Raw genomic sequence first — 24,732 nt, 5'->3', positions numbered from 1 at the left:
GCATCGCGCAGCACTCCGGTGGATAACTACGGATTGGCAACTCTCTAAGGAAGAGCCACACCCTTCTGCGGTTGGAGGCGGTACCGACTCCTACCGTCTCGCCCACACCCAAGTCTAGGCTGACCAGTCCGAGGGGGTCCGCTGGGATTCCGCCCCTTGCAGAAGCGGTGCGACGACATGTCCTCCAGCGTGATGCGCCAGCGCCTGACCGAACTCCTGGACGCCCAGGTGATCCACCAACTACCCGACAGGCGCTACGAACTCACCCCGCTGGGACACGAGGCACGCCACGCCTCGAACCCCCTCGCCCACTGGGCGGAACGCTGGGCGGCCACGATCGAGTCGCAAGGGGCGGACCACACCGACGACCAGTCCGCCGGCCGCGTCGCACATCCGGACACCGTGAACGACGGGACGCCGGAGAGAAACTCCGCGGACTGACGCCCCGCCTCGGATGGTCCGCGCTGGTGCGAGCCTGGGGCTCTGGGGGTCGTGTGAGACTTGCGGCATGGATATGGGGCGTGAGTCGCGTTGGGAGAAGGACGCGATGACGGTGGAGATCATGTTCGCCCTGGTGACGGCTGTGGTGGTTGGCGGGGCGGTTTTCGCCGTGTTCCTGATCCCAGCATGGATCGTTGGTGTTTCCGGGCCGGTGCGCAAGGGCCTGTTCCTGGCGGGGGCTGTGCTGGGTTTGGCTGCGGCAGTGTGGCGTGTGGTGCGGGTGCTGTCTCAGTTCGATGCGCGGCGGCGGCAGGGGCGCTGATGCCTCGGCCACCGCGAGTCTCCTCTGCCCCAGGCGGGGCGGGTCGAGTAGGGGAGTTGGAGGATGCTCGTTGGCTCGGTAGGAGGAGACATCGAGTGGTTACGGGCATCCCCCGTCACGGTTACCCGTCGAGCATCACTGTCGAGGTCGGTATCGACCTATCGCCGGGGCAGCGGCCTTGGAGGCGATCTCGGAGACCGCAGTAGCGAGTGATCACGTACTCACGGCTGCGCTGGACTGCTCGTCGTCGCTGCCCTCGAAGGCGGACTGCCCGCCCTGTAGCTGATGTCCGTTTCCTCAAGATGTCCTTCAGTGGACCGGGGGTCGGTTCGGCCCAACAATGCTGTCGTCATGACCCCGTGGGTTCCCCTCGCTGCCGCGCTGTTCACTTCAACTGTGACCCTGACCATCGCGCTCATAAGTGCCCGCAAGGGCGTGGTACAGCTCCTTCAACAGCGAGCGCATCAAGGCTGCCAAGGAGTTTCTCGACGCCTGATGCGTGCGGTGGTCCCAGGTGCGGGGCAGACCTTCTTGCCGGGGCCGGGTAGCACTTTCACACTGCGGTTGACGGGCACGGGAGAGTGGGGGACTGATGGCGGCGCGACGGCGACGGCGGCTGCGGAAGCGGACCCGCCGACAGGTGCAGGGGTGGGGCATCGTGGCAGCGGCTCTCGCCGCGGTGTGGGTGGCCGGGAACTGGGCGACGGTGTGGCCCGTGATGGCGGCGGTGCTCGCCGCCGTGGTGGTGGGTGGGATCGGCTGGGGCCTCCTGCGTGCGCACCGGTCCGCGGTCGACAAGGACCGGCAATGGCGGGCGCAGGAGGAGGCGAAGGCGCGGGAGCTGTCGATGGCCGAGGTCGACGCGCTGACCTGGCAGGACTTCGAGCGCTATGTCGCCGGCCTGTGCCGCCGGGACGGCTGTCGAGACGTCGTCGTCAGCGGCAGGAGCGGCGACCTGGGCGCCGACGTCGTCGGTTACCTTGCCGACGGCCGCAAGCTCGTGGTCCAGGTCAAGAAGTACGCGCCCGAGCGCAGCGTGTCCTCACAGGACATGCAGAGGTTCGTCGGCACCGCCCGCCCCGAGCACGGCGCGGACGTCGCCCTGTTCGTCACCACGTGCCGCACGTTCACGAAGGCCGCGCTCGGCCTGGTGGTACGCCAGGACATCGTGGCCCTGCACCGCGACCTGCTGGGCTCCTGGGTCAAGGGTGCGCATCTGGAGACGCTGATCCCGCTGAATGGAAGCGGGGGCGGCACGCGGCGCCCGCCCGTCTGAAGGGGACGATGCCGGCCGCGCGGATCGCGGGTGGCGCCCAGGCGTCCAGGTGCCCTGGCACGTCGGTCAGGCACCGGTCGCAGCCCGCGGCCCCGGGTGCCGGATGGCCTGCTTCACGGCCATCTCCAGCTCGTAGCGGGACGAGACTGTCTGGAGGGCGCGGGTGAGTGAGCGTCGGGCGCCGGATCCTAGCTGCGATTGCGGCGGGTCCTGCGGAGGTAGCGGCGGATGCGGGACTCATCGGTCGTGTCTTGCGGTTCTCCGGTGGCCGGTTGGGCGTGTCCCGGGGAGCTGGAGAGGTTCAGGTTGTGGATGGTGTCAGCCTGTATGACGTCTCCTGTGAAGTGTCCGTTCGCGATGTTGCGTACGGACAGCGGGCCTGCCGCCTGCGCTTCATCGGCTTGGGCTCCGGGTGGGTTGTCCGGTTCGGGCGGCGCGTGGCTGCTGCCGAGGTTGCCCGCCTGCACGAGGTTGCCCTCGATGGTTCCGTTGAACTCGTTGTGTACAGGCGGCTGTTGGCTCATGCGCTGGAATATACGGTCTGGGCTTGAGTGATGGCCATGGTGAGCGTGGTGCTGCAGACCGTGCGCGTCATGTCCTCGGCTGCAGCGGTCGTCTCCCGGCCATGGCTGTCCTCCCCGTCGAGCTCGATGTGGGCAGCGGATGTGTGAAGGAGCCGACGGTGGTTGGCCCCTTCGCGGGGCGGTCCGCGTTGGCGCGCGGTGCCGCTGCAGGTTCGTGGTCTCTTCGCGTGGGTGTGCATTCCGTGGTATTCCGTGGCATTGAGACGAGGGGCTGTTTGTCAGTGTCGTGTGAACCTGACGGGATGGTCGCAAGGGGGAGGTGGGTTCGCCACGTGTGGTCGGGTGGTGGTGCACGGGCTGGGAGGCCATCACCTCGGCGGTGGTGGCGGGCAGGATCAGCCAGCCGTCGGCGACGAGTACGTGCTCGGCGTCGTCTTGGAGTCAGCCGGTCATGTCCTGGCCGGTGATGTTGCCGGTTCCGGCGCGTGCGGCCGGCAGGGTGAGCATGAGCGCGGCCAGGTGTACTCCGGGCTCAGGGTGCGGGGTGTGGCGTAGTCGAGCACGCCGCCGGCGCGGTGCCCAGGCTTCAGACGCCTCAGATTCGCTTTTGGATCAGGCGACATCGCGGGCCCAGGTGATCGGAGAGCCCGTGGAGGACGGCATCGCCGAGCGTCGGCCAGTTGTTGAAGTGCACCGCGACGCTGGCGACGTGGATGGCCCACTGGCCGGTCCAGTCGCCCAGTAAGGCGGAAGTAGCGCAGTTTTTGCAGGTCGCAAACGGTTCCGTTTGGTCAAGCCAGTGCTGGACGAGCGTGATGTGTGCGCTTTCGTCGAGCTGCGTGGTGCAGTTCGGGCAGGTTGGCGGGGTGTAGTTGCCGCCCGGGTCGTGGACTTGGCGTTGGTCGAGGATGTCGGTGCCGTCGCCGACAGGGCCGTTGTAGTCGTGGGTGCCGATGGAGACGGGGGAACAGGGGTGGTCGGCCCGCCGGCTTCGACAAGACGATCTACAAGTACAGGAACGAAGTTGAGCGAACGATCAACGCCCTGAACAACTCCCGGGCCGTGACCACGAGGTTCGACAAGCGTGCCTACGTCTTCCGCGGCACCGTCACCCTCACCTCGATCAAGCTCTGTCTGCGGCCCTGATCCGCTGTTCAGGTGCGTCCTGGAACGTCGCCAACTTCCTCACCACCGCGTCGGCTGCCCTTGCGTAGCGGTCCGGCTCCCCCAACTGGGCCCGCTCCGCTGGCCCTGCGTTCTCGCTGTGCGCGACGAGTCTGAGGCCAGGGTGTGGGCGTAGCCGCCGCCGAGGAGCGGGGCCAGCGCCGTCACGGTCAGGGGGATGGTGAGGGGGCTCAGCAGGGTGGAGGCCAGGACCAGTCCCACCAAGGTCGCCTTGGCCCTTGCCGGTCCAGACGGTGGCACCGGCCGCGAGCGGCATCGCGACGATCAGGATCATCGCGGTGACCAGACCGCTGCCGCCGTCGGCGTCCGGGGACTGGCGCAGCAGGAACACGACCGGCGGGATGATCAGCAGCGGGGCCGCCAGGTGCAGCGCGGTCCCGGCCAGCAGGATGCCAGGGCGGCGCAGCAGCCGCCCCAGTGAGCGCACCGGTACCTGGAGTCCGGCCGAGAAGAGCACCAGGGCCAGCAGTGAGGCGGTGGTGTGCACGCGCGGGGCGAGGGCGGGACCCAGCGTGGGGGCATGCGGTTGGCGTAGCCACGTGCCGGGGCCGGGCAGGAGCAGCGCGGTGAGGTAGGCAGCGCACACGGCCCACCCGAGGTGGTGGCGCGGCAGGCCGGTGGCCCGGTCGCAACGGGAGTTCATGACCTTCATGCTGCGTGCGACGGGTACGGTGCGCAGGCCGGGCCAGGCGGCAGTCAGGATGCGTTCAGGTTCCCGGTGGCAGCGTCCGTCCCCATGACATCCGAAATCTCCGGGACCTCATCCGTCACCAGCACGACAGCCGCCACGGCGCCCGGTCGTCGACTGCGCTGGAACAAGGTCCCCGAAGTCACCGTCTACTTCTGGATCATCAAGGTGCTGTGCACCACGGTCGGTGAGACCGCCGCCGACATGCTCAACGAGAAGCTGGGGCTCGGTCTGACCGGTGTATCGCTGCTGATGAGCATGCTGCTGGCGGTCGTACTCGTCGTCCAGTTCGGTACGGCCGCCTACCGTGCGGGCGTCTACTGGACGGCGGTCGCGTTGATCAGCATCGTCGGCACGCTGGTCAGCGACAACCTCACCGACAACCTGGGGGTGCCGCTGGAGACGAGCACCGCGGTGTTCGCGCTGTGTCTGGCCGTGGTCTTCGCGCTCTGGTACCGATGTGAGCGGACCCTGTCCATCCACAGCATCGACACCGGGCGCCGGGAGTGCTTCTACTGGCTGACGGTGCTGTTCACCTTCGCGCTCGGCACCGCCGCCGGTGACCTGGTCGCCGAGCGGATGGCGGTGGGCTACTGGCTTTCCGCGGTGCTGTTCGCCCTGGCGATCGCCGCCGTCGCGGTGGTGCACTTCGCGCTCGGTCTGAACGCGGTGTGGAGCTTTTGGATCGCCTACGTCCTGACCCGCCCGCTGGGTGCCTCGATGGGCGACTACCTCTCCCAGCCTGCCGCGGACGGCGGCCTGGGGCTGGGCACGGTCGGGACCAGTGCCCTGTTCCTGGTGGTGATCCTGGCCCTGGTCGTCTACCTGGCCACGACCCGCAGGGACGTCACCGAGCAGGAGCGGCGCGCCCGCCATACGAGCTGACCTCAACACCGCGGCTTTGGCGGGCAGCTGAGCCGACGGCCGTGCGGCGGGCGGGTGTTCAGGAACTGTTCAGGAAGCCTTCGCCAAGGTCAGAGGCGGGAATCCGCCGACCGGGCCTCGTGACGCGCCTGGTCGGCGGCCGCAGGGCACAGGCATGGAGTATGGGAGTGTGCGGCATTGGAGAAGTCAGAGACCGCTCTGCAAGCGGCAGGCCGGACGCAGGCGCACGACGCGCGTACGGCGGCCGTCGCGGGACAGGTGGTGCGGAAGCTGCCGGAGGTCACCCTGGCCTTCTGGGTCATGAAGATCGCCGCGACGACCCTGGGGGAGACGGCGGGTGACCTCTTCGCCCAGACTCTCAAGCTCGGCTACTTCCTGACCACGGTCGCGCTGTTCGTCGTCTTCGTGGTGACACTGGTCATTCAGCTCGCGTCCCGGCGCTACAACCCGTTCTTCTACTGGACCGTCATCCTTTCGACGAGCATGGCGGGCACCACGATGTCGGACTTCATGAATCGTGACGCCAGCGCCAGGTATCTCGCGCCCGGCGCCACGTCGCTGGGCTGGGGGCCGCAGGGACTGGGGCTCGGCTATCCGGTCGGCGCCGCGATCCTCGTCTCGGCTCTGCTCCTGATCTTCGCTGCGTGGAAGGCCACCGGGATGACCTTCGTCATCCGTGACATCGTCACTTTCCGTGCGGAGGCGCTGTTCTGGTCGGCGATCCTCATCTCCAACACCCTGGGCACCTCGATGGGGGATTTCCTCTCCGACAGCTCCGGGCTCGGCTACGCCGGTGGCGCGCTCCTGGTGACCGGGGCGCTCGCTGTCCTGGCTGCTTTGATGCGGGTGCGCGTGGTGGCGAACGTGGTGCTTTTCTGGATCGCGTTCGTCCTGACGCGTCCTTTGGGGGCCACGGCTGGTGACCTGTTGACCAAGCCGGTCGCCAAGGGTGGCCTGGCGTTGGGCACGGCGGGTTCCTCGGCGGTGCTGCTGGCTGTCCTGGTGGGCCTGATGGGCTATGCGCAGTGGCGCGAGCGGACCCGGCTGGGGCAGATCACGCAGCGGGCAGGCTGATCACGAACCGTGCGCCGGGGTGGTGCGGCCGGTCGTGGCGCACCTCTCCGCCGACGGAGCGGGCCAGGCGCCGTGCGAGTGGCAGCCCGAGGCCCGCTCCGTCGTGTCCGTCGTCCGGGGTGGCACGGCGGCCCGGCGTGAAGAGGTGGCTGAGGAAGTGCGGCGGCACTCCGGGGCCGTCGTCCGTCACTTCGATGCGTACGACGGCGCCGTCACGGGCTGCGTGGAGGGTGACGGCGGTGGCGGCGTAGCGCGCGGCGTTGGCGAGCAGCGGGCTGACGATGCGTTCGAGCAGGGCGGCGCTGACTCCGGCTTCGAGGTGCGGGTCCTGGGTGGTGACGGTGAGCCGCAGGTGGCCGGGCGCGTTCAGCTGTGTGGCGACGTGGCGCAGGGTGGGCAGCGCCAGGGTGGTGCCGGGGGTGGCGGGGATGCTGTCGCTGGCGTCGCGCAGGAGCGTGTCGCAGATGGTGCGCATGGATGCGGCGGCCTGTGAGATCACCGTGTGGGTGGCCCGGGTGTCGGCGTGGGTGCGGGGGCGGGTCTGGTACCAGTCCAGTTCGGCGATGATGCGGCTGAGCGGGGTGCGCAGTTCGTGGGAGAGTTCCGCGGTGAGCTGCCGCTCGTGGCGCAGCAGTGCGCGGATGCGGTCGAGCAGGGCATCCAACGAGGCGCCCAGGAGGGCGAGTTCGGCGGGCAGCTGTGGCGCGCCGAACCGTTCGTCGGCGGCGACGGCGCCCCACTGGGTGGCCTGGTCGGTCATGGCACGGACCGGGCGCAGCGCGCGGTCGACGGCGAGCCGGGTCAGGACGTAGGTGCAGGCGAGCATCACGGCGTCCAGCGCGAGCGAGCCGAACAGCAGGGTGTCCGCCGAACTTCGGTAGGGGGCCAGGTCGAGCGCGGTGACGATCGTGGCACCGCCTGCCGGGCCCGGGAGCGGGACTGCGCACAGGCGCACCGGTCGTGGCCCGCCGAGGGTGGTGCAGGAATGCCCGCTGGCGGTGGCCAGGACGCGGGCGGCGCGGCTGACCGGGCTGTCAGGGGCGGCGTTGGGGGGCGACTCGACCAGACGGCGGCCGGCGTAGATCCAGACGTTGCTGTCCAGGAGGTCGTCGTGCGCGCCTTCGTGGACGTGTACGGCAGGTCCGCTGGTGTCGACAGTGGTGGCGACGGCGGCGGCCCGGGTGCGCAGCTCGTCGTCCGCCTGCCGCTGGAGGTGCTGACGGGCCACCGCGTTGAAGGCGAGGGTGAGGACCGCGATCAGGAGCGCGGCGCCGGTGAGCGCCACCAGGGACAGCCGTCCGCGCAGGGTGCCGGGTACGAGGCGGGGCAGCGGAGTCATGACAGGCGATGGCCGATCCCGCGGGCCGTGCCGATGGTGCGGGAGCTGCCCGCCTGGCGCAGCTTGCGGCGCAGCCGGGTCAGGTACTGGTCGAGGGTGTTGTCGTTGACCCGGGCCCCCTCCGGCCAGGCGGCTCTGATCAGCTCGCGGCGCCGCACCACGTCTCCGGAGGCGGCCATCAGTGCGGCCAGGAGCCGGAACTCGGTGGGTGTCAGGGGGAGTTCGCTGTCGCCGACGGTGCAGCGGTGGCCGACCGCGTCCAGTGTCACGTCACCCATGGTGGTGTGCGCGGGCGCGGAGCGTTTGAGCGCCGCGCGCAGCCGGGCGGCGAGTTCGGCGAGGTGGAACGGTTTGGGCAGATAGTCGTCGCCGCCCGCCGAGAACCCGGACAGCCGGTCGGTCAGCCGGTGATGTGCCGTCAGGAAGATGACGGGGAAGGTGAGTCCGCCTGCCCGCAGGGCCTGGCACACATCGCGGCCATCGGCGTCGGGCAGCCCGACATCGAGCACGGCGGCGGCGACATCGGGGGAGGCCAGGCGCAGCGCGGTGGCGCCGTCCGGGGCGGGCAGCGGATCGAATTCCTCCTCGCGCAGGCCGCGCAGCAGCACGTCGCGCAGCGCATGATCGTCCTCAACGACCAGGATCTTGTGGCGCATGGCCCTCCACCGGCTTGATCGACGCATTCGCCGTACGGGGGATGAACTGCTCAGGCAGCCACCAGGATGCGGCGCACAGGCACAGCCCGGCCCAGCCGACGGCGAACAGCCAGCCGCCGAGCACATCGGTGCACCAGTGCACGGCGAGTTCGGCGCGGGTCAGCCCGACCGCGACTGCCCAGGCCGCGATCACGACCGTCAACAGCGTTCGGCCGCGCGGCGCGCGCAACCGTATGGCGAGAACGAGGACGCAGGCGGTGAGGGCGGCCGTGGTGGTGTGCCCGGAAGGAAAGGACCACCCCGAGGCGTGCGCGGCCCAGTCGGCGTGCGGCGGGCGGGGACGGTGGATCAAGGTCACGAGGCCGTAGCGCAGGGCCTGTTCCGCGGTGAGGCAGAGCAGCCCGAGCGCGGCGGTGGCCAGCCGTTGCTGCGCGGTGCGCCCCGTGATCAGGCCCGCCAGGACGATCAGGGCATAGGGGATGACGCCGGTGCCGGTGGCGGTCACGCCGCGGGCGAGGGCCACCAGCTCATCCGGGCGGTGCAGGAGGGACCAGGCCAGCATCTGATCGTCCGGGGTCAGCGGGGCACCGTTGCGCCCGATCACGATCATCGTGAGGAGGCTGAAGGCGGTCCAGGCACCCAGGCCGACGCTGCCGGCCAGGTCCGCGACGTCCTGGCGGTTCATGACGCTGCGTGCCGGGGCCGAAGCATCGTGCTCCCAAGTCGCCTGTGGTGGGCGAGGCGCGGTGCGCAAAGGTTCATCTGCGTGCCTCTCGTGCTTGGGCTGCCCGGCCAGAGGGGGCGTAGGCGGTCAGTCCGGTGCCGGGCAGGGGGTGGGCGCTCCAGTTACGGGCGTAGGAGGGAGGGGTGGAGCGGGACGTGGTGAGGGTGGCGGTGGGTTCTTTGGTGGCGCGGTGCAGCAGGGCGCGGGAGGTGGTGTCGCGGTTGTTGCCGCCGACGTTGGCGGAAGCGCAGTCGGCGTAGTAGCCGATGGGTGGGGCGTGGGTGCCGCTGACCAGGCAGGGCGGGGTGAGTCCGAGGTGGTGCAGGTCGCGGGCGGCAGTGCGGTAACGGGCGGTGGCAGCGCGGGCGGTCGCGACGGTGTGAACGAGGGTCGGGTACTGCGTGGCCAGGTGTAGGGCCAGGAGCAGGGCTCCCAGGCCGGACGTCAGGATGCGGAGACCGGGCGGTCGGCAGACGCGGGCGGCGAGTGCGGCCAGGTGCGTGAGTGGTGGTGAGAGCAGGGCGTATGCGGGCAGCAGGAAGCGCGGTGCGGAGTAGTCGATGAGCAGCAAGTACGGGATGCTCAGCGCGAGCGCGCAGGCGACGGGGAGCAGGGTCACCGCACGGTCTCGGCTGTGCCGGGCTGCGACGCAGGCGAGCAGGGCGAGGACGGGCAGGGCCAGCCACCACAGGGTGAACGCGGGGTGGGTGAGCGGGAGTTGGCAAGGGCGGCATAACAAGGGGCCGTTGAGGCTGCGCCAAGCCATGCCGCCTGCCCAGTGCAGGCCCATGCCGCCTTCGATCGCACTGGAGGCGTGCAGCCGGGCGCCGACGCCGCCCCAGCGTAGATACGCCTCCGTGATCCACTCTGCGCCACCCGCAACGAATCCGGTGACCACGGCGAGTGCGGGTCCCGGTCGACGCCAGGAGGAGACGGCCGCGCACGCCGCGAGCAGGGACAGGGCGAGCCATGCGCCGTCGGAGAAGCGGAAGCAGGTGGCGGCCGCAACCATGGCGCCCAGGCCGATGAGAGCTCGCCGCTGCTCATGGGGGTGTACGGCGCGCAGAAACCAGCCGGCCGCCGCCAGCGCCGACAGGGCCATCCAAAGGTTGGGCATGGCCTGCGACCCGTACAGCACGCTGGCCCACAGCCCGGCGAACAACAGCGCGGCCAGGGCGGTTCGCCGGTGACCGAGCAACGGCTGCCCGCACCGGTAGGCCGCGTAGAGGGCGGCGGCGGACAGCAGCGCGAGGACGGTCCGCAGCGCGGTGATGGAGCCGGTGACGCCGAGCACGGGCGCCGTCAGGAAGGTGATGCCGCGCGAGCGCGGGGCGCTGAAGTAGGCGGCCGGGCGGTGCGGGTCGACCTGAGAGAGGTAGACCGTCTCATCCCAGCCCAGGCCCAGATGCGGGGCGACCAGGGTGAGCTGGACCGCCGCGTAGGCGAGGGCCACCAGCGCCAGCCACGGTATGCGGCGCGGCACTCGGGCCGGCGGGCGTTGGGTGCTCACGAGGTGAGCACCCCGGCACCCAGCAGCCCGAACAGCAGCAGACCCACGAGCACGCGGTAGATGACGAAGGCGTTGAAGGTATGCCGGGCGACGAACTTCAGCAGCCAGGCGATCGAGGCGTAGGCGACGACGAAGGACACCGTGGTGCCCACCAGGATCGGAGCCGCGCCGACCCCGGCGCCCACCGCGTCCTTGAGCTCGTACAGGCCCGCGCCTGTCAGAGCAGGGATGCCGAGGAAGAAGGAGAGGCGGGTGGCGGCCACCCGGTCGAGGTCGAGCAGCAGCGCGGTGGACATGGTCGCGCCCGAACGGGAGAAGCCGGGAAAGAGCAGGGCCAGGATCTGTGAACAGCCCACCAGCATCGCGTCCTTGAACGTCGTGTCGTCCTCGCCGCGCTTGTGCCGACCCCACCGGTCCGCCACCCACAGGACGACGGATCCGGCGATCAGGGAGCCCGCGACCACCCAGAGAGAGGCGAGCGGGCCCTCGATGAGCGGCTTCGCGGCCAGGCCCACGATCACGATCGGGATCGTCGCGCAGATCACCCACCAGGCGAACTTGTAGTCGTGGTGGTGGCGCTCTTCCTTGTGCCGCAGGCCCCGAATCCAGGCGGAGACGATCCGCACGATGTCCTTGAAGAAGTAGACGAGTACGGCGGCGATGGCGCCGACCTGGATGACCGCAGTGAAGCCGACCACGGCGGGGTCGTCGACGGGGATGTCCATGAACCCTTCGGCGATCTTCAGGTGGCCGGTGGAGGAGACAGGCAGGAACTCCGTGACGCCCTCGACGATGCCGAGGACCACGGACTGCCCGAGGTTGATGACGCTCATCTGGATCCGTTTCGAGGTGGGGTGACGACCGCGTCAGCGGGTCGAGGCGGGACAGGGCGTATCGCGTCCATGGGAGGGCGCGGCGCAGCGACGGTCAGCGGTGCCGCAGACGGCGCAGCTGCCGACCCGCGCGGGAACGCCAGCGTGCCGTGCGGCGCTGCCAGGCGCGGGAGCGTCGGGTGGCAGCCAGTGAGGTGAACAACTCCTCGTAGGTACGGGCGACTTGGGTGGGGTCGTAGCGGTCGGCCGCGGTGCGGGCTGCGGCCCGTCCCATGCGGCGGCGCGCGGCCTCGTCGGTGATCAGGTCGGCCAGCGCACCGGCCAGGGCCTGTCTGTCGCGGACGGGGACCAGGCGGCCGTCGACGCCGTCGGTGATGATCTCGGCGGGGCCGAGCGGGCAGTTGGTGGAGACGACCGGGGTGCCGCAGCGCATCGCCTCGACCAGGGTCATGCCGAAGGACTCGGCGTCGGAGGCGGAGGCCACGATGGCGGCCTTGGCGAACTCGGCCTCGATCGGGGAGGCCGGGCCCATCAGCTCGGCGCGGCCCTGCAGCCCCTGCTTCTCGATCAGTTGCTGGAGGCGGTCCTTGTCGGTGCCCGTGCCGTAGATCCGCAGACTCCATTCGGGGTGTGCGGCGGCGATGTCGGCGAAGGCGTCGATGAGCAGGTCGAAGCGCTTGGCGCGGACCAGGCGTCCGGCGGCGGCGACGACCGGTGCGCGCTCGCCGTCCAGGGGCAGTCCGGGGTCCGGCACGCTGTTGGGCACGGCCACCATCCGCACGCCCGGTAGCCGCATCTTCGACCGGTAGGCGGCGGCGTCGGCTTCGGTGATGGTGACCACAGCGTCCACGTCGCGGTAGCAGCGGGCCAGTTGGCCGCGCAGCTTCTTGGAGTGGGTGTCGTGGGTGAGGTGTTCCTGCGCGATCCGCAGGGCGCCGCGCGGAGCGAAGCGGGCCAGGTAGACGTTGACACCCGGCCGGGTGCCGATGATCACGTCCGCATCGCAGCCGCGCAGGTACTCTTCGGCGCGTACATCGGCCAGGACGCTGTACTGCTTGTGGCGTTTCTCGGCGCTCGGGAAGATGCCGGCGGGCTGCCGCATGCGCGGATCGGCCGCGTCGTCGGAGCTCTCGCGCAGGTCGACCAGGGGGACGACGCTCACGCGTGGGTCGACGGTGAACCGGGGCCGGGCGCGGTGGCGCAGCATCGACACCAACGTCACCTCGTGCCGCTCGGCGAGCGCGGAGGCCAGGTTGAGCGTGGTGCGGATCGTGCCGCCGATCCCGTACACGTTGTGGATCAGGAAGGTGATCTTCATGCGCTGGGCTCCCGGGACGGTTCGTCGGCCTGCCCGGCGGAGTGGCGGCGGGCCCGCAGCACTTCCAGGGCCAGCGGCAGGAGAGAGACGGCGACGATGGCGGCGACCAGCGGCAGCAGGTAGCGGTCGACGTTCGGGATGCTCGCGCCCAGCGCGTACCCGGCGAGGACCAGACCGACCGTCCACACCAGGCCGCCGACGACCTGCCAGAGCGTGAAGACGCGGATGGGCACCTTCACGATTCCGGCGAGCGGATTGAGCACGGTGCGCACCACAGGGACGAAGCGGGCCAGGACGATGGCCTTGCCGTGGCCGTAGCGAGACAGCAACTCATCGGCGCGCGCCGCGCCCTTGGTCAGATGCCGGCTACGGTTCCGGGCCAGCAGGGACGCTCCAGCGCGGCGGCCGAACCAATATCCGGTCTGCGCCCCGAGCAGCGCCCCACCCACGGCAGCGATCAGCACACCGTCGAGCGGCAGGTGCAGACTGCCCCCACTGCCGGTGGCGAGCAGCCCGGCCGTGAACAGCAGGGAGTCGCCCGGCAGGAAGAACCCGATCAGCAGCCCGGTCTCCGCGAACAGAACAGCCGCCACACCCAGCACACCGAAGGCGGACAGCAGAGAACGGGCGTCCAGCACGTTGACAGGGAGCTGCGACGATAGGTGGATGGCTGGGGGCATCGCCGTGAGCCCTCCATTCTGGTCGTGACCGGCCGGAGGCACGCAGGCGCACCCGGCGACTGACTACAATCCTGTAGACGGTCTACGTGACTGTAGACGATAGTGGGGTGAGGGCAGTTCCATGACCGACACAGACAACACCGACGAACGCCGGCCGGCGGGCGAACTGGAGGCCGCCGTCCTGGCCGCCCTGTGGGCCGCCGACGGGCCGCTCACACCGGGCCAGGTACAGGCCGACCTCGCGCGCGATCTCGCACGGACCACGGTGACCACGATCCTCACGCGGCTCTACGACAAGGGCGTCGTCGCCCGCAACCGGCAGGGACGCGGCTTCGCCTACTACCCGGTGCAGGACGCGCCGGGCCTGACCGCGCAGCGCATGCACAGCGAACTCGACCGGGACACGGACCGTGAATCGGTCCTGGCGCGTTTCGTGGCCGGACTCAAGCCCGATGACGAGCAGATGCTGCGTCAGCTCCTCGAAGGCGACGGCACGTGAGCCCGCTCCTGGTGCCACTCGTGCTGCCGATCGCGGCGCATCCACTGGCCCGGTGTGCCGCACGGCGCCTGGCCCCGATTCCCGCGCTGTACGTGCTCACGGCGAGCTCCGTCGTCCTGGCCGGCGCGTCGGTCATCACGCTCGGCACCCTCGTCCTCGCCGGATTGCTCACCCTCCACGGCCTGGCCGCACTGGCCGAACTCGTCCACCCTCTGCACACCGCCACCGGCCTGTTCGCCCTGCCGGTGGCCGGCGCCGCCGTGGGGGCGCTCGCCATCAGCACCTGGACCCTGACCCGCTGGGCCGTGCGCCAACTGCGCTCCTTCCGCTCGGCAACCGACGTCGCCGACCGCCGTCCCACCGCAGGCGATCTGTGCGTCATCGAGTCGCCCCACCCCGACGCGTACGCCCTGCCCGGCCGGCCGCACCGCGTCGTCGTCACCACTGCGATGCTGCGCAGCCTCGACGCCGCCGAACGCGACGCCCTCCTCGCCCACGAACGCGCCCACAACCAAGCCCACCACCACTACTTCCTCGCCGCGGCCGAACTCGCCGCCCACTGCCACCCCGCCCTGCGCGCACCCCGCACCGCCATCCGCCTCGCAGTCGAACGCGCCGCCGACGAAGCCGCAGCCCGCGCCACCGGCGACCGGCGCCTGACCGCCCGCGCCATCGCGCGCGCCGCACTCGCCACACACGCCGCCCGCACCAAGCACCCCACACGCCCCGACTTTGCCCCCGCGGCCACCTCCGGTCCCGTCCCGCAGCGCGTCGCCGCCCTGCTCGCCCCCGCACCCCGGGCGCACGCCACATACTGGATAGCCGTCCTGCTCGCCTGCTGTGCCGCCCTCTCCGCCACCGTCGGAGCCACCGGGGTCGTCAGCTTCCACCACGAGGTGGAGGTCGCCCAGGGCGAAGAGTCCCGCTGAACGGCACAGCATCCACGGGCAACACCAAGGCCCCCCGGTCTATGGCGCTCTCCGCCTGGGCCGCCCCGGATACGACACCACGCCGGCCCCTGATCTCAACCTCCTCAACTCCAAGGTCCGGACGCTGGTTGAGCGCATCCGGTAGGCACAGCGCGGGCAGAATCCGACCGCGCGGGCATCGTAGACACCACGAACCCACCATCGCGCGGCAGATTCTCACCGCGCCATCGCCGGGCCCACTGCCTCCATCGTGGTGTGCAACCGGTGCGCCGCGGCGCCGGGGCCCGACGTATTGTCCTTGCCGGCTGCGGTCCCTGACACGTCGATGCCTGCGCGCTCGGCGAGAACCAGCAGGGTGGCGAGGAACCCTTCGCAGAGCGCCGCGAGGACGGGGTGCTGGGTGCGGCGGTAGTGTGCGAGCAAGGTGCGGGCGAACTCGCCCAGGACGTCCGGGTCGATGTCGCACTCGTCGTTCTCTATCGGCCCGATCCCAGAGGGCAGACCCAGCTCCGCCTCGAATACCGCTACCTGCCGAAGGAACAGCCGGGCCACCGTGTTGGACGGGTTCCACAGGGTGTCATCCCCCACACCGAAGTACTGGCTCACCGTGATGCCCACATGATCGTCATGGCTGGGAGCGTATCCAGCAGGCCCCACCGGCGAGTCAGGACCCGGGCGGTCTGATGGCGGCGGGCCGGATGATGTGTGGGCCGAAGCGAGCGCGGGCGGCGTCGGCGACGGCTTCGAGGCGGTGGACCTTGTCGTCGGCTGGATCCAGCAGCAGCTGGTGGTGGGTGTGCTCGGAGGGTATGAGCTGACCGGCGCGCAGGGTCAAGTGCCGTACGCGGGCGCGGTCCAGGTGCAGGGCGGTGTAGAGGTCGAGGGCGGTGCGGGCCAGGGCGGGGGAGTGGCTGGTGGCCTCGGGCAGAGTGCGGGAGCGGGTCGTGGAGCGGCGGGCGGAGGCCCGCAGCGCGGCCCTGGGCACGCTGTCCCGCTCGGCCGCGCAGCGCTTCCTGGCCCGTCAGGCATTCCCCACCAGCCTGCGGATGCTCTACGCCTGTCTGCACGCCATCGGCGCCCCCGAGCGTGAACGGCCCGCCTGGAAGCGGGCGTTCAGACGCGCCGAGCGCGCACCAGAACGCGCGCGCCAAGAACGGTGTGCTGGCGCGGCTGCCGCAGCGTGAGGCGGAGGCGCTGCTGGCCGCGTACGGGCTGGAGCCCGCCGAGAACTACCGCGGGGCCCGCGCGGGGGCGTGGACCAGCCGGTGTCTGCGGTGCCGTCAGGTGCAGCGGGTGCGGCTGACCGATCTCGAACAGGGCGAGGGCGGCTGCCGCACCTGCCCGCCCCGTCCCGGCCCCACCCGCGAGGAGATCCTCCACATCCTGACCGGCAGCCGCTGGAACCCCAAGCTCAAGGAGGTGACGTTCTGTCCCCGCTGCGACAAGCGGCTTGAGAAGGACGGGTCCCTCCACGGGTGTGCGTTCTGCTGACGGTCAGGGAGCGAAGGCGGAATCAAAGAGTGGGTCCAGCGGCGTGCCCTCGTAGCCGAGGACGAGGCAGGCTGCGGCGACCGGCCCCAGGGAGAGCTCCTCGAGCCGGGCCAGGACCGTTGCCTCGGACGGCAGCCCGGCCGGGTCAAGACCGAGCACCTGGGCCGCGCGGTCACGGCGCTGGTCGAGGTCGGGCCAGTCTGTGCGGTACTCGTCGGCGACCGCCCGGAGTTGTGTGGCCGACCGTCCGTGCGTATCCCGCCACCAGGGCGCCACGAGACACAGGCGCACCAGCTCCGGCAGTCCGAGCGCGAGCAGTCCGGCCTCGCCGTCGAGGCTCACGTACACCACCGGCCGTTCCTCACCGCCCTCACCCACGAAGCAGTAAGCGTCCCCCGAGGCGCCTCGCGCGAACTGCTCCAGCCGGGCCCCGGAGGCGAGATGGACGTCGTCATTGAGCTCGAAGTCGGCCGGGTCCGTCGCGTCGAGGTCCGCGACGGCAGCGAAGAACGCGACAACCTCCGCATCGGTGCCCAGCACAGGCAGCAGCCCGCCCGGTCCGGCCGGTGTGTTCGATCCGTCCATCCGGTCACCGGAGCCGGGCCTCATCGCCGGTCCCCGGCCCGGTGGCACGCTGCCGGGCCGGGGTTCAGTACGGCAGTCCGATCAGTCCCCAGCCGCGTCGTTCGGCCTCGAGTGTCACCTCACCCCAGTCGCGCAGCAGGGCTGCGAAGTTGTCGAAGGTGTCCATCCAGCTCCAGCGGCCGGCGGCGTGCGCGGTGAACGGTGCGCGGAGTTCCTCGAGGTGGGGTCCGGCGTGCTGCCAGGCGTGGGCCCGGGCGGCGGCCTGGGGCGGGGTGCACAGCACCAGCAGGGAGACCAAGCCTTGCCCGTTCCAGCGGGGCAGGAGCTCTGATTCCGCGCCGAGTTCCTCGGTGTCGGGGGCCAGCCAGATCAGGCCGTCGAGGAATGGGTCGAAGAGTGCGCGCGGGGCGGGTGCGGTGAACGCGCGGGCGTCGCCCCAGGCTTCACCCGCCCAGAAATGCGGCTTGTAGGAGCCAAGGCCGGTGCAGAACTCGTACTCGGCACACCAGCGTGTCCCCGCCTGGATAGGCCACACCACCCCTCGCCTGTAGCCGCCCTGCTCGTCGTCGGGAAACTCCAGCTCCGTCAGCCCCCTCTCGCGTTCCAGCGGCGGGATGCCCTGCAGGTGTGCCCAGTCGACGACCAGGAGCGTCATGTCCAGTCCCATCAAGGCAGGCTAGGAGGCGCAGGCCGAGCTGTCGTGGGAATAGGTGCGGCGCGAGGTCCCGCTTGCCGCCGAGAACTGTCGCGACCGGAGCCGGAGCCAGTGAACAGGGAACTCGAGAAGTTCATCAGGGTCTATCTCAATGAGGAGCAGGCTGCCGATACGCGGGGGTATCTGCGCCCGACATTGCACGGCTTCCGGAAGGAATACGTGGAGGGCGTACGGGAGGGCCTTGCGACGGTACTGACCAAACGCGAGCTGTCCACCGGCGACTACGCCAGGCTCACGGACGTGGAGTTCGACGACGAACGGGCCCTGTATGCCTACCTGCAGAAGCTGTTCGCCTACCTCTTTGAAGACGGGGACAAGCAGCCCGCGCCTCCTGACGGCCAGAGGCGCACGTGAATCATGGAGGTCCGAGAGTAGTCACTTGATCAGCCCGGACCTCGAACTCGACGTGCCCGTCCAGCGATTCCAGTCCCCAGGGGGCGACGGAGATCCTGGCTCTGTCCGGAGTGACTGAGGCGCTGCCGGTGGGCAGGATGTCGCAGAGGACCTGCACTTCAACGGGATAGCGGGAGTCCGGCCCCAGGTCGCCGCTCGTGAAGACGGGCACCTTGTCGACGAACACCCGCTGCCGTCCGCCAGCATCGGTGAAGCCCACTTCGATCAGGCCGGGATGGGGCTCATCGTCGACCCATCGCAGTGCTGCGCAGCGCAGGAAGGCCATGGCCGGACTCTGCCATCGTGGCGCGCCGTCGGCAGCCGGTTTTCCCGGCTGCCGACGGCCGGCCTCGGTTCTGCGAACCTGCCATGCCTTCAGTCGCGGGGCACTTCGATTTCCGGGACGGGCGGCGGTGGCTGCCAGCCCGGCGGCGCCGCCTGGACGAGGTCGAGGTGCTCGTCCAGATAGATCTCACCACCGGCGTCGGGGAAGTCGACCAGCAGTTCATCGGTGGCCAGGCGCACCATGACCGTTCCGATGGGGTCTTCGGGGTGGTCGTGTTCCTCCCGCGGCGTCACCCGGTCGCCCGGGATGAAGCGCCGCGGCTCTCCGGAGTCCTTCAGTCGCCTTGCCGCACACATGAGTCGCGTCCCTTGTGCTTGCCCGGTCCCTTTTGGCCCTTGGCCACGTAGGCGGTCTGGATGCCCTTCTGGCCCATGTTCTTTCCGTGGAACTTCCAGTCGGCGTAGTCGACCCACACGCACATCGTGCGCTTCGCCGTGCCCGCCCGGAAGGGGTAGCAATACAGCGTGTAGTAGCGGCCGTCCGTCTTGCAGGTGCCGTTGTTGAAGGCGCCCTGCCACTTCTTCTTGGCCTTGCGATTGTAGGGGTGGCTGGGCTTGTGGTGGTGGCGGCCGCCCTGCTTGATGTGGGCGCGGCCGAACTTCGCGTTCCCCGCCCGCAGGATCGGGTCCTCGCCGCCCGGAGACGACAGGGTGTAGAAGCTCCTGTCCACGATCTTCGCCGCGCCGCTGCCGTCACGGATGGGGCCGGGGCTGGCCGTCGCGGCGGGGGTGGCGATGACGCAGGCCGCCACGGCCGCTGAGGCGACAAAGTACTTGCGGTGCAACACAGTTGACTCCCGATCTTCGTACTTGTGTTCGCTTCTTTCTGCCCCGCTCGTCTCGCCCATAACGCCTGTGACGCACCGGCTTTCGGACATTCGGGAGCATGGTTCACGGGGTGGTGTGGGGCAGGCGAGGTCGCTCTGGCACTCGGCCGTGAGGGTGCGGCGCCGGCACGCGCGCGCTCGGGAGCGTGAGCCGCGGCGATCGCCTCATGCTGGCAACTGGCTGTGGCCGGAGCCGCGAGTGACCGGCCGACTTGAAAATCCGGCTCCTGCGCCCGGTCGGTCGGGGGTGTTGTCCCCGGGACATCGCCGTGACCGGCCAAGTTCTTCGGTCAGTTCTTCGGTCCGAGTTTCCGGGTGATGTGGCGGATGAAGGCGTCGGCTTCCTCGGGGGTGATCTCAACATGGTCGTTATCGTTGTGGCCGAGGTAGTAGCGGTAGAGGTACTCCGTCTCCTGCCAGCGCAGATTGCGGGTGAAGGCGTCGTCGCGCACGATGGTCCCGGCCCGGCGGCGGCGCACGATCCCCGCCGGATTGCTGCGCGGATAGTCGTCTGAGATACGGGCGTAGTACGTCGTGGTGTCCGCCGGGGAGTTGAGGACTTCCACCGTCGCGCCGCGCTCGGCCAGCCACAACTCCAAGGCAAGTCCGGCCAGTTCGCGGCACCCGTCATCCTCGGCGACGGTGGCGGGCCCGTACATGCTGCCGTGCAGGCCCTCAAGCTGGGTGTGGTCGTCGAGGACTACGTCGAAGCTCGTGCCGAGCAGGCTGGCTCCGCGCAGGTCGGCGCCTTCCAGCCGGGTAGCACCGAGCAGCGAGGCGCCGTCGAGGCGTGCCGCCGCCATCTGGGCCCCGCGGGCGTCGACCGCGTACAGATCGGCGCTGGCGAGGTCGGCACCGGTCAGGTCTGCATCGCGCAGCACCGTCTCGGTCAGCTCGGCCTTGACCAGGCAGGCACCGGCCAGCACCGCGCCGGTGAGGTCGCTCCAGCCGAGGTTCGCCCGGTACAGATATGCGTCCCGCAGCACGGCACCGCGGGCCGTCGAGGGGCAGAACAGTGCACTGGACAGGTCGGTGCCGGACAGGTCGGCTCCCGACCAGTTGAGGTACGTGGCATCCAGCGTGCCCTCGGCACCGACGGCGGCCCACTCGGCAAGGACGGCAGCGGCCTCGGCGTCGGCCGGTGCCGCAAGGACACGGCGAGCCGTGCCGTGCGACCGGGCAGTGGGATCGGTATCCGTCGCCCCCGGTGTCGCCTCGCCCGCGCTGGGGTGGGGCGAGGGGGAGGTCACTGGGTGGCCCAGTGCCGGAGCCTGGCGGCGATCGCGCGCAGGGCGAGCTGATTGTCCCGGATCTCCGTGACGAGGCCGGACAGGCCGCCGGGCGGGGGCTTGAGAGACTCGCCGGAGTCGCGCATATAGCGGACCGCAAGCGCGGAGCCGACCAGGCCGTTGTAGTCGCTCAGCGGGCGGGTGACGACGAACATCTGCAGCAGGACCGCCGCACGGACCGGCGTCTCCACATAGAACGACTCCCCGGCATGCAGCTCGTAGGCATGCCGGTACACCGCCGCAGCGAGCGCCCCCCAGTCATCGATGGCGACCTCCCGGCCGCTGCGCCGTTCGAACTCTTCGAGGGATTCCTCGATCCAGCGGGCGTCGACGCGCAGGATCATCAGCGGTTGCCGGCCTCGAAGCGGTCCTCGAACTCATCCAGCAGCTCGCTCATGTCGCCGACGAGGCCGGAGACGAAGGCGTCGCGCTCGGGGGTGACGTCGCTTTCGACGAGGCCGGACACATATGCCTGCACGCTCATGCCGCGGCGCTTCGCGCGCGCGGTGAGCCGTTCGTGCGTGCGGGGATCGACACGGACGTTCAGCTGCTTCAGATCACTGGCCACCCACCCATGATAGCAATTGCTAGCAGCGTGGGAAGGGTGCTCTGCAGCCGCCCGGCGCGGGAAACGACGAGGCTGTCCCAGTCGTGTCGCAGGCGGGCCCTGGACCGGGACGGGGCGGCAGGCGCAGTTGGCCGTCGGCGCCGAGGGCCTCGCCTCGGTCACGGGCGAGGCGAGGCCCTCGTGCGTGAAGCCCCGGGAGTGCAGATCAGGCGGTGCGGGCAAGGGCAGCAGCGGCTGCCCGCGCGATCGCGGGATCCGCGAGGATCGCGGCACTCACCTGGTCGCCGGTGAGCGCGGATGCCTGTGCGGGCACCGGACGGCACACCCGGGCCTCCAACTCCTCCAGGAACGCGGAGTGCGGCTCCCATTCAGCGGCGCACTCGGCCAGGTCCCGGGTGACGAACTCGCTGCGCAAGGCGGCGACGGCTTCACGCAGACCGCAGAAAACGACCTGCATCTGGTGCAGGCACCGGGCCACCGCGAGGCGCGGGTGCTTCCTCGTCGGCGCGTACGCCTGGTCCAGGTGCCGCAGTGCAAGGCCGAGATGGGTAGCCGCGTCCTCGAGGGCCTCGCAGGGGTGGCCCACGGGCAGCAGCGGGGAGTAGTCCCGGCCGTCGGTGTCCTTCGACATCCGGCCGTCCAGGCCGAGCGCGTCCATCCCGTGCAGCGTGGCCAGCCGGTGCAGCGCGACGACCAGCTGCAGATTCATGTCGGCCAGGGACTGGCGCATGCGCCGCACCGTGCCAAGGCGCTCCTTGGCGGCGATGTTCCGCTCTTCCTCGGCCAGAGTCTGGTGCTCGGCGCCCAGGGCCTGATGCGCCATCAGCAGTCCGGAGGTGATCGCGGGCACGCCGTGGTCGGCGGGGGAGGGGTCGGCCATCAAAACCATCCAGGACGACAGGGCGGCGTGAGGTCGCCACGCCGCATGCGACGACGCGCCGCATAGTCGCGCCGCCGCGTATATCCGCCGGGCAATGAGACACGCCACTGAATCGATCACGGCGCCGACACAGTGGAGTTCGTGGCCTTCGTGGTCCGGCCGCCACATGCGGCGGCCGGACCACGAAGAGTCAGCAAGTTCCGTCGTGCTCCCCGGTGTTGTCGCGGCGCCGGCCGCGGAACCTGCGGACACCCACGGCGACCACAGAGAGCACGGCGGCAGCCCCAAGGGAACCGAGGAATTCGGGCAGGGCGGCGTGCAGAACGTCGTACACGGCAGGAAATGGGCGCGCACCAAAGGGGCCCGACGGCGCGCCACGTCCTTTCAGGTACGTCGCGGATCGGGAAAATGCAGGCAGGGGTCGTCCCGGGCCCAAAGACGGTGAGGCTACGTCTGCTGGTAGCTTCCGGCCACGCTCCTAACCCGAATCAAGGCTCCCCCACGGCGCCAGGTCGTGATACGACCGACCGCGCCATCCTGGCTCGCCCGGAGCTCTGTCTGCATCCGGTTCACAGAAATCTCCGCGAGGTGTCCGGATCTCACCGGCGACCCCCTCGCAGGACACTCGCGCACCGGGTACTGGATTCCTGGGCGAGGCGGCCCGGCTGAGGCCATGAACTGAGGGAGGACATCGGTGAACGGGACGTGGTGGCTCATGCGGGGCGACACCCGGATCGGCGAACTACAGGTGGACTCCATCGACCAGCCGTGGTTCCTGTGCCGCTTCACGCCGGGCCCGGGCTGGGGCACGGTCCGCGCCGAGTTCGAGGCGAAGGCGGATCTGCGCGGACCAGACCCGGACGGCCTGCGCATGATGCAGGTCATCCAGCCGATCATGGACCTCGGACTGACACTGGTCCCCGCAGACGGCGGGCTGCCCATGAGGCTGTTCAAGGAATGCATTGTCTGGATCAACGGAGATTCCGCCCGCCTGCGCTACTGACCCGGAAACAGCCCCAGCCCACGCCCCACCCATCAGCGGTCCGGAGGCCCGCAGACGGCCATGGGGCGGATGTGGATGCGGCCACCCCCGAGCTGGTACCTGATTGGTACCATGAGGTATGCCGTCCTTGAACGTGACCTTCACCGAACACGAAATGGCCGGTGTCCGGGCCTCGGCAGCAGAGGCGGGCAAGAGCCTCAAGGAGTACCTGCACGACCTCGGCGTGCGCGAACACCAGCGCAGGCAGTTCGTCGCGGGCGCCCTGCAGTGGGGCGAGCGCCTGGCGGACGAGTTCGACGAGCAGTTCCCCGGCGAGGCCCCGCCTGCCCGGCGACGTGATCACGGGGCCAGCGCCGCCTGATGATCCTGTACATCGACGTGCCCTGGCTCCTCGACGTCCAGGAGCAGGCGCTGCCCGAGGACGTCTCCGTCGTCGACTACTCGTTCTCTGAACTTGTCCAAAGTGCCCGAACTCGCCTTGTGTGACTGCCGGGTGGTGCATCATGTATTCATGAACCCTGACCAGATCGGAAGCGAGCCCACCGTGGTGGTGCTGCATTCGCTCTGGCCCTCGGGTTTCCTCCTTCTCGTGTTGATCGTGGTTGCGGCCCTGGGATTCATTGAGTCGCCGGTGGCCCGATGCTGGGGCTGCTCGGCATTCCGGGCACTTGCTGCGGTCGGCCCTCCCAGAGGTCGTAGGTAAGAACTCCCTCCCGCGCCCATGGGTGTTGGGAGTGGTCACGTGCGCGCGCATTGTCGACGTCTATCGGGAGACGAACGGCGCGCGAAGATCTGCGTGATGCATCCCTCACCTCTCATGTTCTGAGGCAACGAGGGAAAGATCGCATGTCCATCAAGCAGCTCTTCCAGTCCTTCCGCCGTCATCCTGCCGAGGTGCCGGTGAGCCGCGAGGCCGAGTCTCCGGCGCAACAGCACGCTGAGACCGCCCCAGCCTGCGAAGCACCCCGGGAGGGGGCCGACACGGGGAGGGACCTCGGGAACGCCGCGGCGCGAGGGGTCGTGCAGGGGTCTGTGAGCAAGGCCGTGGAAAAGTTCTGGGACCTCTTCGGCTAGCGCCAGGCTGACCGGAGCCGGGCTCCGCCGACACCTCGTCAGCGAAGCCCGGTTCCGCGGCTATGTAATGCGGGCCGTGACTTGCTCAAGGGAGGGAACTCCAAGGAAGACGGGCGACTCTGTGCGTTCGCGTCTTGCCGCAATCTCGGTGATCTTCTCCTCGGCAGCGACCAGGCTGGTGGTCAGACCCTCCACTTCACCCAGCCATCCCTCGCGTTCGGCCTCAGCGATCCGGTCCGCGAGGTTGTCGCGGATCTCGACCAATCGCGGCATCTCGCCGACATCGACGATGAGCACGGGGCAGCGAACGCATGCGTGCTCGTGGATGCAGTCCGTTCCGTAGGCTCGTCCGCAGTTGCCGAGTGCGAGCTTGCGCTTCTCGAAGTGTCCGAGGAAGTCGTTCCACTCCTGCGGGGTGACGGCCCGGTATTCCTCGACGGGCCTCAGGGATCGGCGCCGCGCGATGAAGGCCCGGTGAGACTCGATCGCGTCGACCGGATAGATCGCCGCATATCCCATCGTGCTGTTGATACTGCGGTGACCCGCGATGACTTGGCGATGTGTGGGGGTAGCCCACTCAGGATCGCGTCGGTGATGAAGAGGCGCCGGAAGTCGTGGAGCTGGAACCTCAGTGGCTTGCCCAGACTGTCGGTGAGCGGGTGATGGCGCTCTTTGAACC

32 protein-coding genes and 3 pseudogenes are annotated in these 24,732 nt (G+C 69.8%); 14 read left to right on the top strand and 21 right to left on the bottom strand.

Annotated elements, in window-relative coordinates; all coding sequences use genetic code 11:
• The first annotated feature begins 141 nt into the window (after positions 1-141).
• The 3 genes from ACQB60_RS40600 to ACQB60_RS40590 all read left to right on the top strand — a co-directional run bounded on the left by ACQB60_RS40600 (position 142) and on the right by ACQB60_RS40590 (position 2,039).
• On the top strand, positions 142-441 hold the full coding sequence (locus ACQB60_RS40600; protein WP_496931211.1) for a winged helix-turn-helix transcriptional regulator: 300 nt from the start codon (positions 142-144) through the stop codon (positions 439-441).
• A gap of 67 nt (positions 442-508) precedes the next feature.
• Positions 509-763, top strand: coding sequence for a DUF6332 family protein (locus ACQB60_RS40595; protein WP_496931122.1), 255 nt, complete (start codon positions 509-511; stop codon positions 761-763).
• Between the two features lie 658 nt (positions 764-1,421).
• Positions 1,422-2,039 carry a restriction endonuclease gene (locus ACQB60_RS40590; RefSeq protein WP_496931121.1) on the top strand — a complete coding sequence of 206 codons (618 nt, stop codon included), beginning with the start codon at positions 1,422-1,424 and terminating at the stop codon, positions 2,037-2,039.
• 188 nt (positions 2,040-2,227) lie between these two features.
• Here the strand turns inward: ACQB60_RS40590 and ACQB60_RS40585 are convergent, their stop codons facing one another.
• Complete coding sequence (locus tag ACQB60_RS40585) at positions 2,228-2,563, bottom strand: hypothetical protein (RefSeq protein ID WP_496931120.1); 336 nt, start codon at positions 2,561-2,563, stop codon at positions 2,228-2,230.
• A 942-nt stretch (positions 2,564-3,505) separates the two neighbouring features.
• On the opposite strand from ACQB60_RS40585, the pseudogene ACQB60_RS40580 reads away from it, so the two are divergent.
• Positions 3,506-3,709, top strand: a pseudogene (locus ACQB60_RS40580) (IS5/IS1182 family transposase); the annotation flags it as partial.
• Here the strand turns inward: ACQB60_RS40580 and ACQB60_RS40575 are convergent.
• A complete protein-coding gene (locus ACQB60_RS40575) occupies positions 3,687-4,391 on the bottom strand; it encodes a bile acid:sodium symporter family protein (protein WP_496931119.1) in 705 nt (234 codons plus the stop codon). The pseudogene ACQB60_RS40580 and the gene ACQB60_RS40575 sit on opposite strands and share 23 nt — an antisense overlap.
• 93 nt (positions 4,392-4,484) lie before the next feature.
• On the opposite strand from ACQB60_RS40575, the gene ACQB60_RS40570 reads away from it, so the two are divergent.
• Both ACQB60_RS40570 and ACQB60_RS40565 read left to right on the top strand, forming a co-directional pair.
• Positions 4,485-5,321 carry a COG4705 family protein gene (locus ACQB60_RS40570; RefSeq protein ID WP_496931118.1) on the top strand — a complete coding sequence of 279 codons (837 nt, stop codon included), beginning with the start codon at positions 4,485-4,487 and terminating at the stop codon, positions 5,319-5,321.
• A gap of 300 nt (positions 5,322-5,621) precedes the next feature.
• Entirely contained in the window at positions 5,622-6,395 is a 774-nt protein-coding gene (locus ACQB60_RS40565; protein ID WP_496931210.1) for a COG4705 family protein, read from the top strand.
• On the opposite strand, the gene ACQB60_RS40560 is transcribed toward ACQB60_RS40565, so the two are convergent.
• From ACQB60_RS40560 to ACQB60_RS40530, 7 genes are all read right to left on the bottom strand, one after another.
• Entirely contained in the window at positions 6,376-7,734 is a 1,359-nt protein-coding gene (locus ACQB60_RS40560; RefSeq protein WP_496931117.1) for a sensor histidine kinase, read from the bottom strand. The two genes, ACQB60_RS40565 and ACQB60_RS40560, sit on opposite strands and share 20 nt — an antisense overlap.
• The gene (locus ACQB60_RS40555; protein WP_496931116.1) at positions 7,731-8,390 is read right to left on the bottom strand and encodes a response regulator transcription factor; all 660 of its coding nucleotides are present in this window, start codon (positions 8,388-8,390) and stop codon (positions 7,731-7,733) included. The genes ACQB60_RS40560 and ACQB60_RS40555 overlap by 4 nt, the downstream gene beginning before the upstream one ends.
• The gene (locus ACQB60_RS40550; protein ID WP_496931115.1) at positions 8,365-9,075 is read right to left on the bottom strand and encodes a phosphatase PAP2 family protein; all 711 of its coding nucleotides are present in this window, start codon (positions 9,073-9,075) and stop codon (positions 8,365-8,367) included. The genes ACQB60_RS40555 and ACQB60_RS40550 overlap by 26 nt, the downstream gene beginning before the upstream one ends.
• 73 nt (positions 9,076-9,148) lie before the next feature.
• Positions 9,149-10,624: a glycosyltransferase family 39 protein gene (locus ACQB60_RS40545; RefSeq protein ID WP_496931114.1), complete on the bottom strand. Its 1,476-nt coding sequence runs from the start codon at positions 10,622-10,624 to the stop codon at positions 9,149-9,151.
• On the bottom strand, positions 10,621-11,457 hold the full coding sequence (locus tag ACQB60_RS40540; protein WP_496931113.1) for an undecaprenyl-diphosphate phosphatase: 837 nt from the start codon (positions 11,455-11,457) through the stop codon (positions 10,621-10,623). Before ACQB60_RS40540 ends, ACQB60_RS40545 begins: the two co-directional genes overlap by 4 nt.
• Positions 11,458-11,551: 94 nt before the next feature.
• Positions 11,552-12,775 (bottom strand): glycosyltransferase, encoded by a 1,224-nt coding sequence (locus tag ACQB60_RS40535; RefSeq protein WP_496931112.1) that lies wholly within the window; start codon positions 12,773-12,775, stop codon positions 11,552-11,554.
• The gene (locus ACQB60_RS40530; RefSeq protein ID WP_496931111.1) at positions 12,772-13,455 is read right to left on the bottom strand and encodes a DedA family protein; all 684 of its coding nucleotides are present in this window, start codon (positions 13,453-13,455) and stop codon (positions 12,772-12,774) included. Before ACQB60_RS40530 ends, ACQB60_RS40535 begins: the two co-directional genes overlap by 4 nt.
• Before the next feature lie 121 nt (positions 13,456-13,576).
• On the opposite strand from ACQB60_RS40530, the gene ACQB60_RS40525 reads away from it, so the two are divergent.
• Together ACQB60_RS40525 and ACQB60_RS40520 are read left to right on the top strand one after the other, a co-directional pair.
• A complete protein-coding gene (locus ACQB60_RS40525; RefSeq protein WP_496931110.1) occupies positions 13,577-13,954 on the top strand; it encodes a BlaI/MecI/CopY family transcriptional regulator in 378 nt (125 codons plus the stop codon).
• The gene (locus ACQB60_RS40520) at positions 13,951-14,883 is read left to right on the top strand and encodes a M48 family metalloprotease (RefSeq protein ID WP_496931109.1); all 933 of its coding nucleotides are present in this window, start codon (positions 13,951-13,953) and stop codon (positions 14,881-14,883) included. The genes ACQB60_RS40525 and ACQB60_RS40520 overlap by 4 nt, the downstream gene beginning before the upstream one ends.
• A 216-nt stretch (positions 14,884-15,099) precedes the next feature.
• Here the strand turns inward: ACQB60_RS40520 and ACQB60_RS40515 are convergent, their stop codons facing one another.
• Positions 15,100-15,501: a DUF6086 family protein gene (locus ACQB60_RS40515; RefSeq protein ID WP_496931108.1), complete on the bottom strand. Its 402-nt coding sequence runs from the start codon at positions 15,499-15,501 to the stop codon at positions 15,100-15,102.
• A 46-nt stretch (positions 15,502-15,547) separates the two neighbouring features.
• Positions 15,548-15,868 (bottom strand): DinB/UmuC family translesion DNA polymerase, encoded by a 321-nt coding sequence (locus tag ACQB60_RS40510; RefSeq protein WP_496931107.1) that lies wholly within the window; start codon positions 15,866-15,868, stop codon positions 15,548-15,550.
• A gap of 101 nt (positions 15,869-15,969) precedes the next feature.
• Here ACQB60_RS40510 and ACQB60_RS40505 point away from each other — a divergent pair, with 101 nt between their 5' ends.
• A complete protein-coding gene (locus tag ACQB60_RS40505) occupies positions 15,970-16,374 on the top strand; it encodes a hypothetical protein (RefSeq protein ID WP_496931106.1) in 405 nt (134 codons plus the stop codon).
• Positions 16,375-16,377: 3 nt separating this feature from the next.
• Here ACQB60_RS40505 and ACQB60_RS40500 read toward each other — a convergent pair whose 3' ends face one another.
• The gene (locus tag ACQB60_RS40500) at positions 16,378-16,959 is read right to left on the bottom strand and encodes a hypothetical protein (RefSeq protein ID WP_496931105.1); all 582 of its coding nucleotides are present in this window, start codon (positions 16,957-16,959) and stop codon (positions 16,378-16,380) included.
• A gap of 64 nt (positions 16,960-17,023) precedes the next feature.
• The gene (locus ACQB60_RS40495; protein WP_496931104.1) at positions 17,024-17,626 is read right to left on the bottom strand and encodes a hypothetical protein; all 603 of its coding nucleotides are present in this window, start codon (positions 17,624-17,626) and stop codon (positions 17,024-17,026) included.
• Positions 17,627-17,725: 99 nt separating this feature from the next.
• Between ACQB60_RS40495 and ACQB60_RS40490 the strand changes: the two genes are divergently transcribed.
• Positions 17,726-18,028, top strand: coding sequence for a hypothetical protein (locus ACQB60_RS40490; protein WP_496931103.1), 303 nt, complete (start codon positions 17,726-17,728; stop codon positions 18,026-18,028).
• Position 18,029: 1 nt separating this feature from the next.
• Here the strand turns inward: ACQB60_RS40490 and ACQB60_RS40485 are convergent, their stop codons facing one another.
• The 7 genes from ACQB60_RS40485 to ACQB60_RS40455 form a co-directional block, all read right to left on the bottom strand.
• Entirely contained in the window at positions 18,030-18,353 is a 324-nt protein-coding gene (locus ACQB60_RS40485; protein ID WP_496931102.1) for a hypothetical protein, read from the bottom strand.
• Between the two features lie 89 nt (positions 18,354-18,442).
• Positions 18,443-18,709, bottom strand: coding sequence for a hypothetical protein (locus ACQB60_RS40480; RefSeq protein ID WP_496931101.1), 267 nt, complete (start codon positions 18,707-18,709; stop codon positions 18,443-18,445).
• Positions 18,688-19,200, bottom strand: a complete 513-nt coding sequence (locus ACQB60_RS40475; protein WP_496931100.1) for a hypothetical protein — start codon at positions 19,198-19,200, stop codon at positions 18,688-18,690. The genes ACQB60_RS40480 and ACQB60_RS40475 overlap by 22 nt, the downstream gene beginning before the upstream one ends.
• Positions 19,201-19,529: 329 nt before the next feature.
• Positions 19,530-20,489, bottom strand: a complete 960-nt coding sequence (locus ACQB60_RS40470; protein ID WP_496931099.1) for a pentapeptide repeat-containing protein — start codon at positions 20,487-20,489, stop codon at positions 19,530-19,532.
• Positions 20,486-20,872 (bottom strand): hypothetical protein, encoded by a 387-nt coding sequence (locus tag ACQB60_RS40465; RefSeq protein ID WP_496931098.1) that lies wholly within the window; start codon positions 20,870-20,872, stop codon positions 20,486-20,488. Before ACQB60_RS40465 ends, ACQB60_RS40470 begins: the two co-directional genes overlap by 4 nt.
• Positions 20,872-21,096 carry a plasmid mobilization protein gene (locus ACQB60_RS40460; RefSeq protein ID WP_496931097.1) on the bottom strand — a complete coding sequence of 75 codons (225 nt, stop codon included), beginning with the start codon at positions 21,094-21,096 and terminating at the stop codon, positions 20,872-20,874. Before ACQB60_RS40460 ends, ACQB60_RS40465 begins: the two co-directional genes overlap by 1 nt.
• 205 nt (positions 21,097-21,301) lie before the next feature.
• Positions 21,302-21,976 carry a hypothetical protein gene (locus ACQB60_RS40455; protein WP_496931096.1) on the bottom strand — a complete coding sequence of 225 codons (675 nt, stop codon included), beginning with the start codon at positions 21,974-21,976 and terminating at the stop codon, positions 21,302-21,304.
• Between the two features lie 694 nt (positions 21,977-22,670).
• On the opposite strand from ACQB60_RS40455, the gene ACQB60_RS40450 reads away from it, so the two are divergent.
• The 4 genes and pseudogenes from ACQB60_RS40450 (at position 22,671) to ACQB60_RS40435 (ending at position 24,053) form a co-directional block, all read left to right on the top strand.
• The gene (locus tag ACQB60_RS40450) at positions 22,671-22,979 is read left to right on the top strand and encodes a hypothetical protein (protein WP_496931095.1); all 309 of its coding nucleotides are present in this window, start codon (positions 22,671-22,673) and stop codon (positions 22,977-22,979) included.
• Positions 22,980-23,097: 118 nt separating this feature from the next.
• A complete protein-coding gene (locus ACQB60_RS40445) occupies positions 23,098-23,340 on the top strand; it encodes a hypothetical protein (protein ID WP_496931094.1) in 243 nt (80 codons plus the stop codon).
• Positions 23,340-23,423: pseudogene (locus tag ACQB60_RS40440) on the top strand (toxin Doc); the annotation flags it as partial. The gene ACQB60_RS40445 and the pseudogene ACQB60_RS40440, both read left to right, overlap by 1 nt.
• Before the next feature lie 402 nt (positions 23,424-23,825).
• Complete coding sequence (locus ACQB60_RS40435) at positions 23,826-24,053, top strand: hypothetical protein (protein ID WP_496931093.1); 228 nt, start codon at positions 23,826-23,828, stop codon at positions 24,051-24,053.
• Positions 24,054-24,113: 60 nt separating this feature from the next.
• Here the strand turns inward: ACQB60_RS40435 and ACQB60_RS40430 are convergent.
• Positions 24,114-24,732, bottom strand: a pseudogene (locus ACQB60_RS40430) (site-specific integrase); the annotation flags it as partial.

Source organism: Streptomyces odontotermitis (assembly GCF_050510915.1).
Taxonomy (GTDB): Bacteria; Actinomycetota; Actinomycetes; order Streptomycetales; family Streptomycetaceae; genus Streptomyces.
The sequence above is the reverse complement of the archived record's forward strand: the minus strand, read 5'-3'. Positions and strand labels throughout refer to the sequence as shown.

Coding starts and splice junctions, on each gene's coding strand:
- ACQB60_RS40485 (WP_496931102.1), bottom strand. CDS start 18,353: ATGGCCTTCCTGCGCTGCGCAGCACTGCGATGGGTCGACGATGAGCCC.
- ACQB60_RS40465 (WP_496931098.1), bottom strand. CDS start 20,872: ATGATCCTGCGCGTCGACGCCCGCTGGATCGAGGAATCCCTCGAAGAG.
- ACQB60_RS40530 (WP_496931111.1), bottom strand. CDS start 13,455: ATGCCCCCAGCCATCCACCTATCGTCGCAGCTCCCTGTCAACGTGCTG.
- ACQB60_RS40525 (WP_496931110.1), top strand. CDS start 13,577: ATGACCGACACAGACAACACCGACGAACGCCGGCCGGCGGGCGAACTG.
- ACQB60_RS40495 (WP_496931104.1), bottom strand. CDS start 17,626: ATGGGACTGGACATGACGCTCCTGGTCGTCGACTGGGCACACCTGCAG.
- ACQB60_RS40595 (WP_496931122.1), top strand. CDS start 509: ATGGATATGGGGCGTGAGTCGCGTTGGGAGAAGGACGCGATGACGGTG.
- ACQB60_RS40455 (WP_496931096.1), bottom strand. CDS start 21,976: ATGGCCGACCCCTCCCCCGCCGACCACGGCGTGCCCGCGATCACCTCC.
- ACQB60_RS40435 (WP_496931093.1), top strand. CDS start 23,826: ATGTCCATCAAGCAGCTCTTCCAGTCCTTCCGCCGTCATCCTGCCGAG.
- ACQB60_RS40565 (WP_496931210.1), top strand. CDS start 5,622: ATGAAGATCGCCGCGACGACCCTGGGGGAGACGGCGGGTGACCTCTTC.
- ACQB60_RS40570 (WP_496931118.1), top strand. CDS start 4,485: ATGACATCCGAAATCTCCGGGACCTCATCCGTCACCAGCACGACAGCC.
- ACQB60_RS40585 (WP_496931120.1), bottom strand. CDS start 2,563: ATGAGCCAACAGCCGCCTGTACACAACGAGTTCAACGGAACCATCGAG.
- ACQB60_RS40555 (WP_496931116.1), bottom strand. CDS start 8,390: ATGCGCCACAAGATCCTGGTCGTTGAGGACGATCATGCGCTGCGCGAC.
- ACQB60_RS40500 (WP_496931105.1), bottom strand. CDS start 16,959: ATGGACGGATCGAACACACCGGCCGGACCGGGCGGGCTGCTGCCTGTG.
- ACQB60_RS40560 (WP_496931117.1), bottom strand. CDS start 7,734: ATGACTCCGCTGCCCCGCCTCGTACCCGGCACCCTGCGCGGACGGCTG.
- ACQB60_RS40550 (WP_496931115.1), bottom strand. CDS start 9,075: ATGAACCGCCAGGACGTCGCGGACCTGGCCGGCAGCGTCGGCCTGGGT.
- ACQB60_RS40445 (WP_496931094.1), top strand. CDS start 23,098: ATGCCGTCCTTGAACGTGACCTTCACCGAACACGAAATGGCCGGTGTC.
- ACQB60_RS40480 (WP_496931101.1), bottom strand. CDS start 18,709: ATGTGTGCGGCAAGGCGACTGAAGGACTCCGGAGAGCCGCGGCGCTTC.
- ACQB60_RS40535 (WP_496931112.1), bottom strand. CDS start 12,775: ATGAAGATCACCTTCCTGATCCACAACGTGTACGGGATCGGCGGCACG.
- ACQB60_RS40540 (WP_496931113.1), bottom strand. CDS start 11,457: ATGAGCGTCATCAACCTCGGGCAGTCCGTGGTCCTCGGCATCGTCGAG.
- ACQB60_RS40575 (WP_496931119.1), bottom strand. CDS start 4,391: ATGAACTCCCGTTGCGACCGGGCCACCGGCCTGCCGCGCCACCACCTC.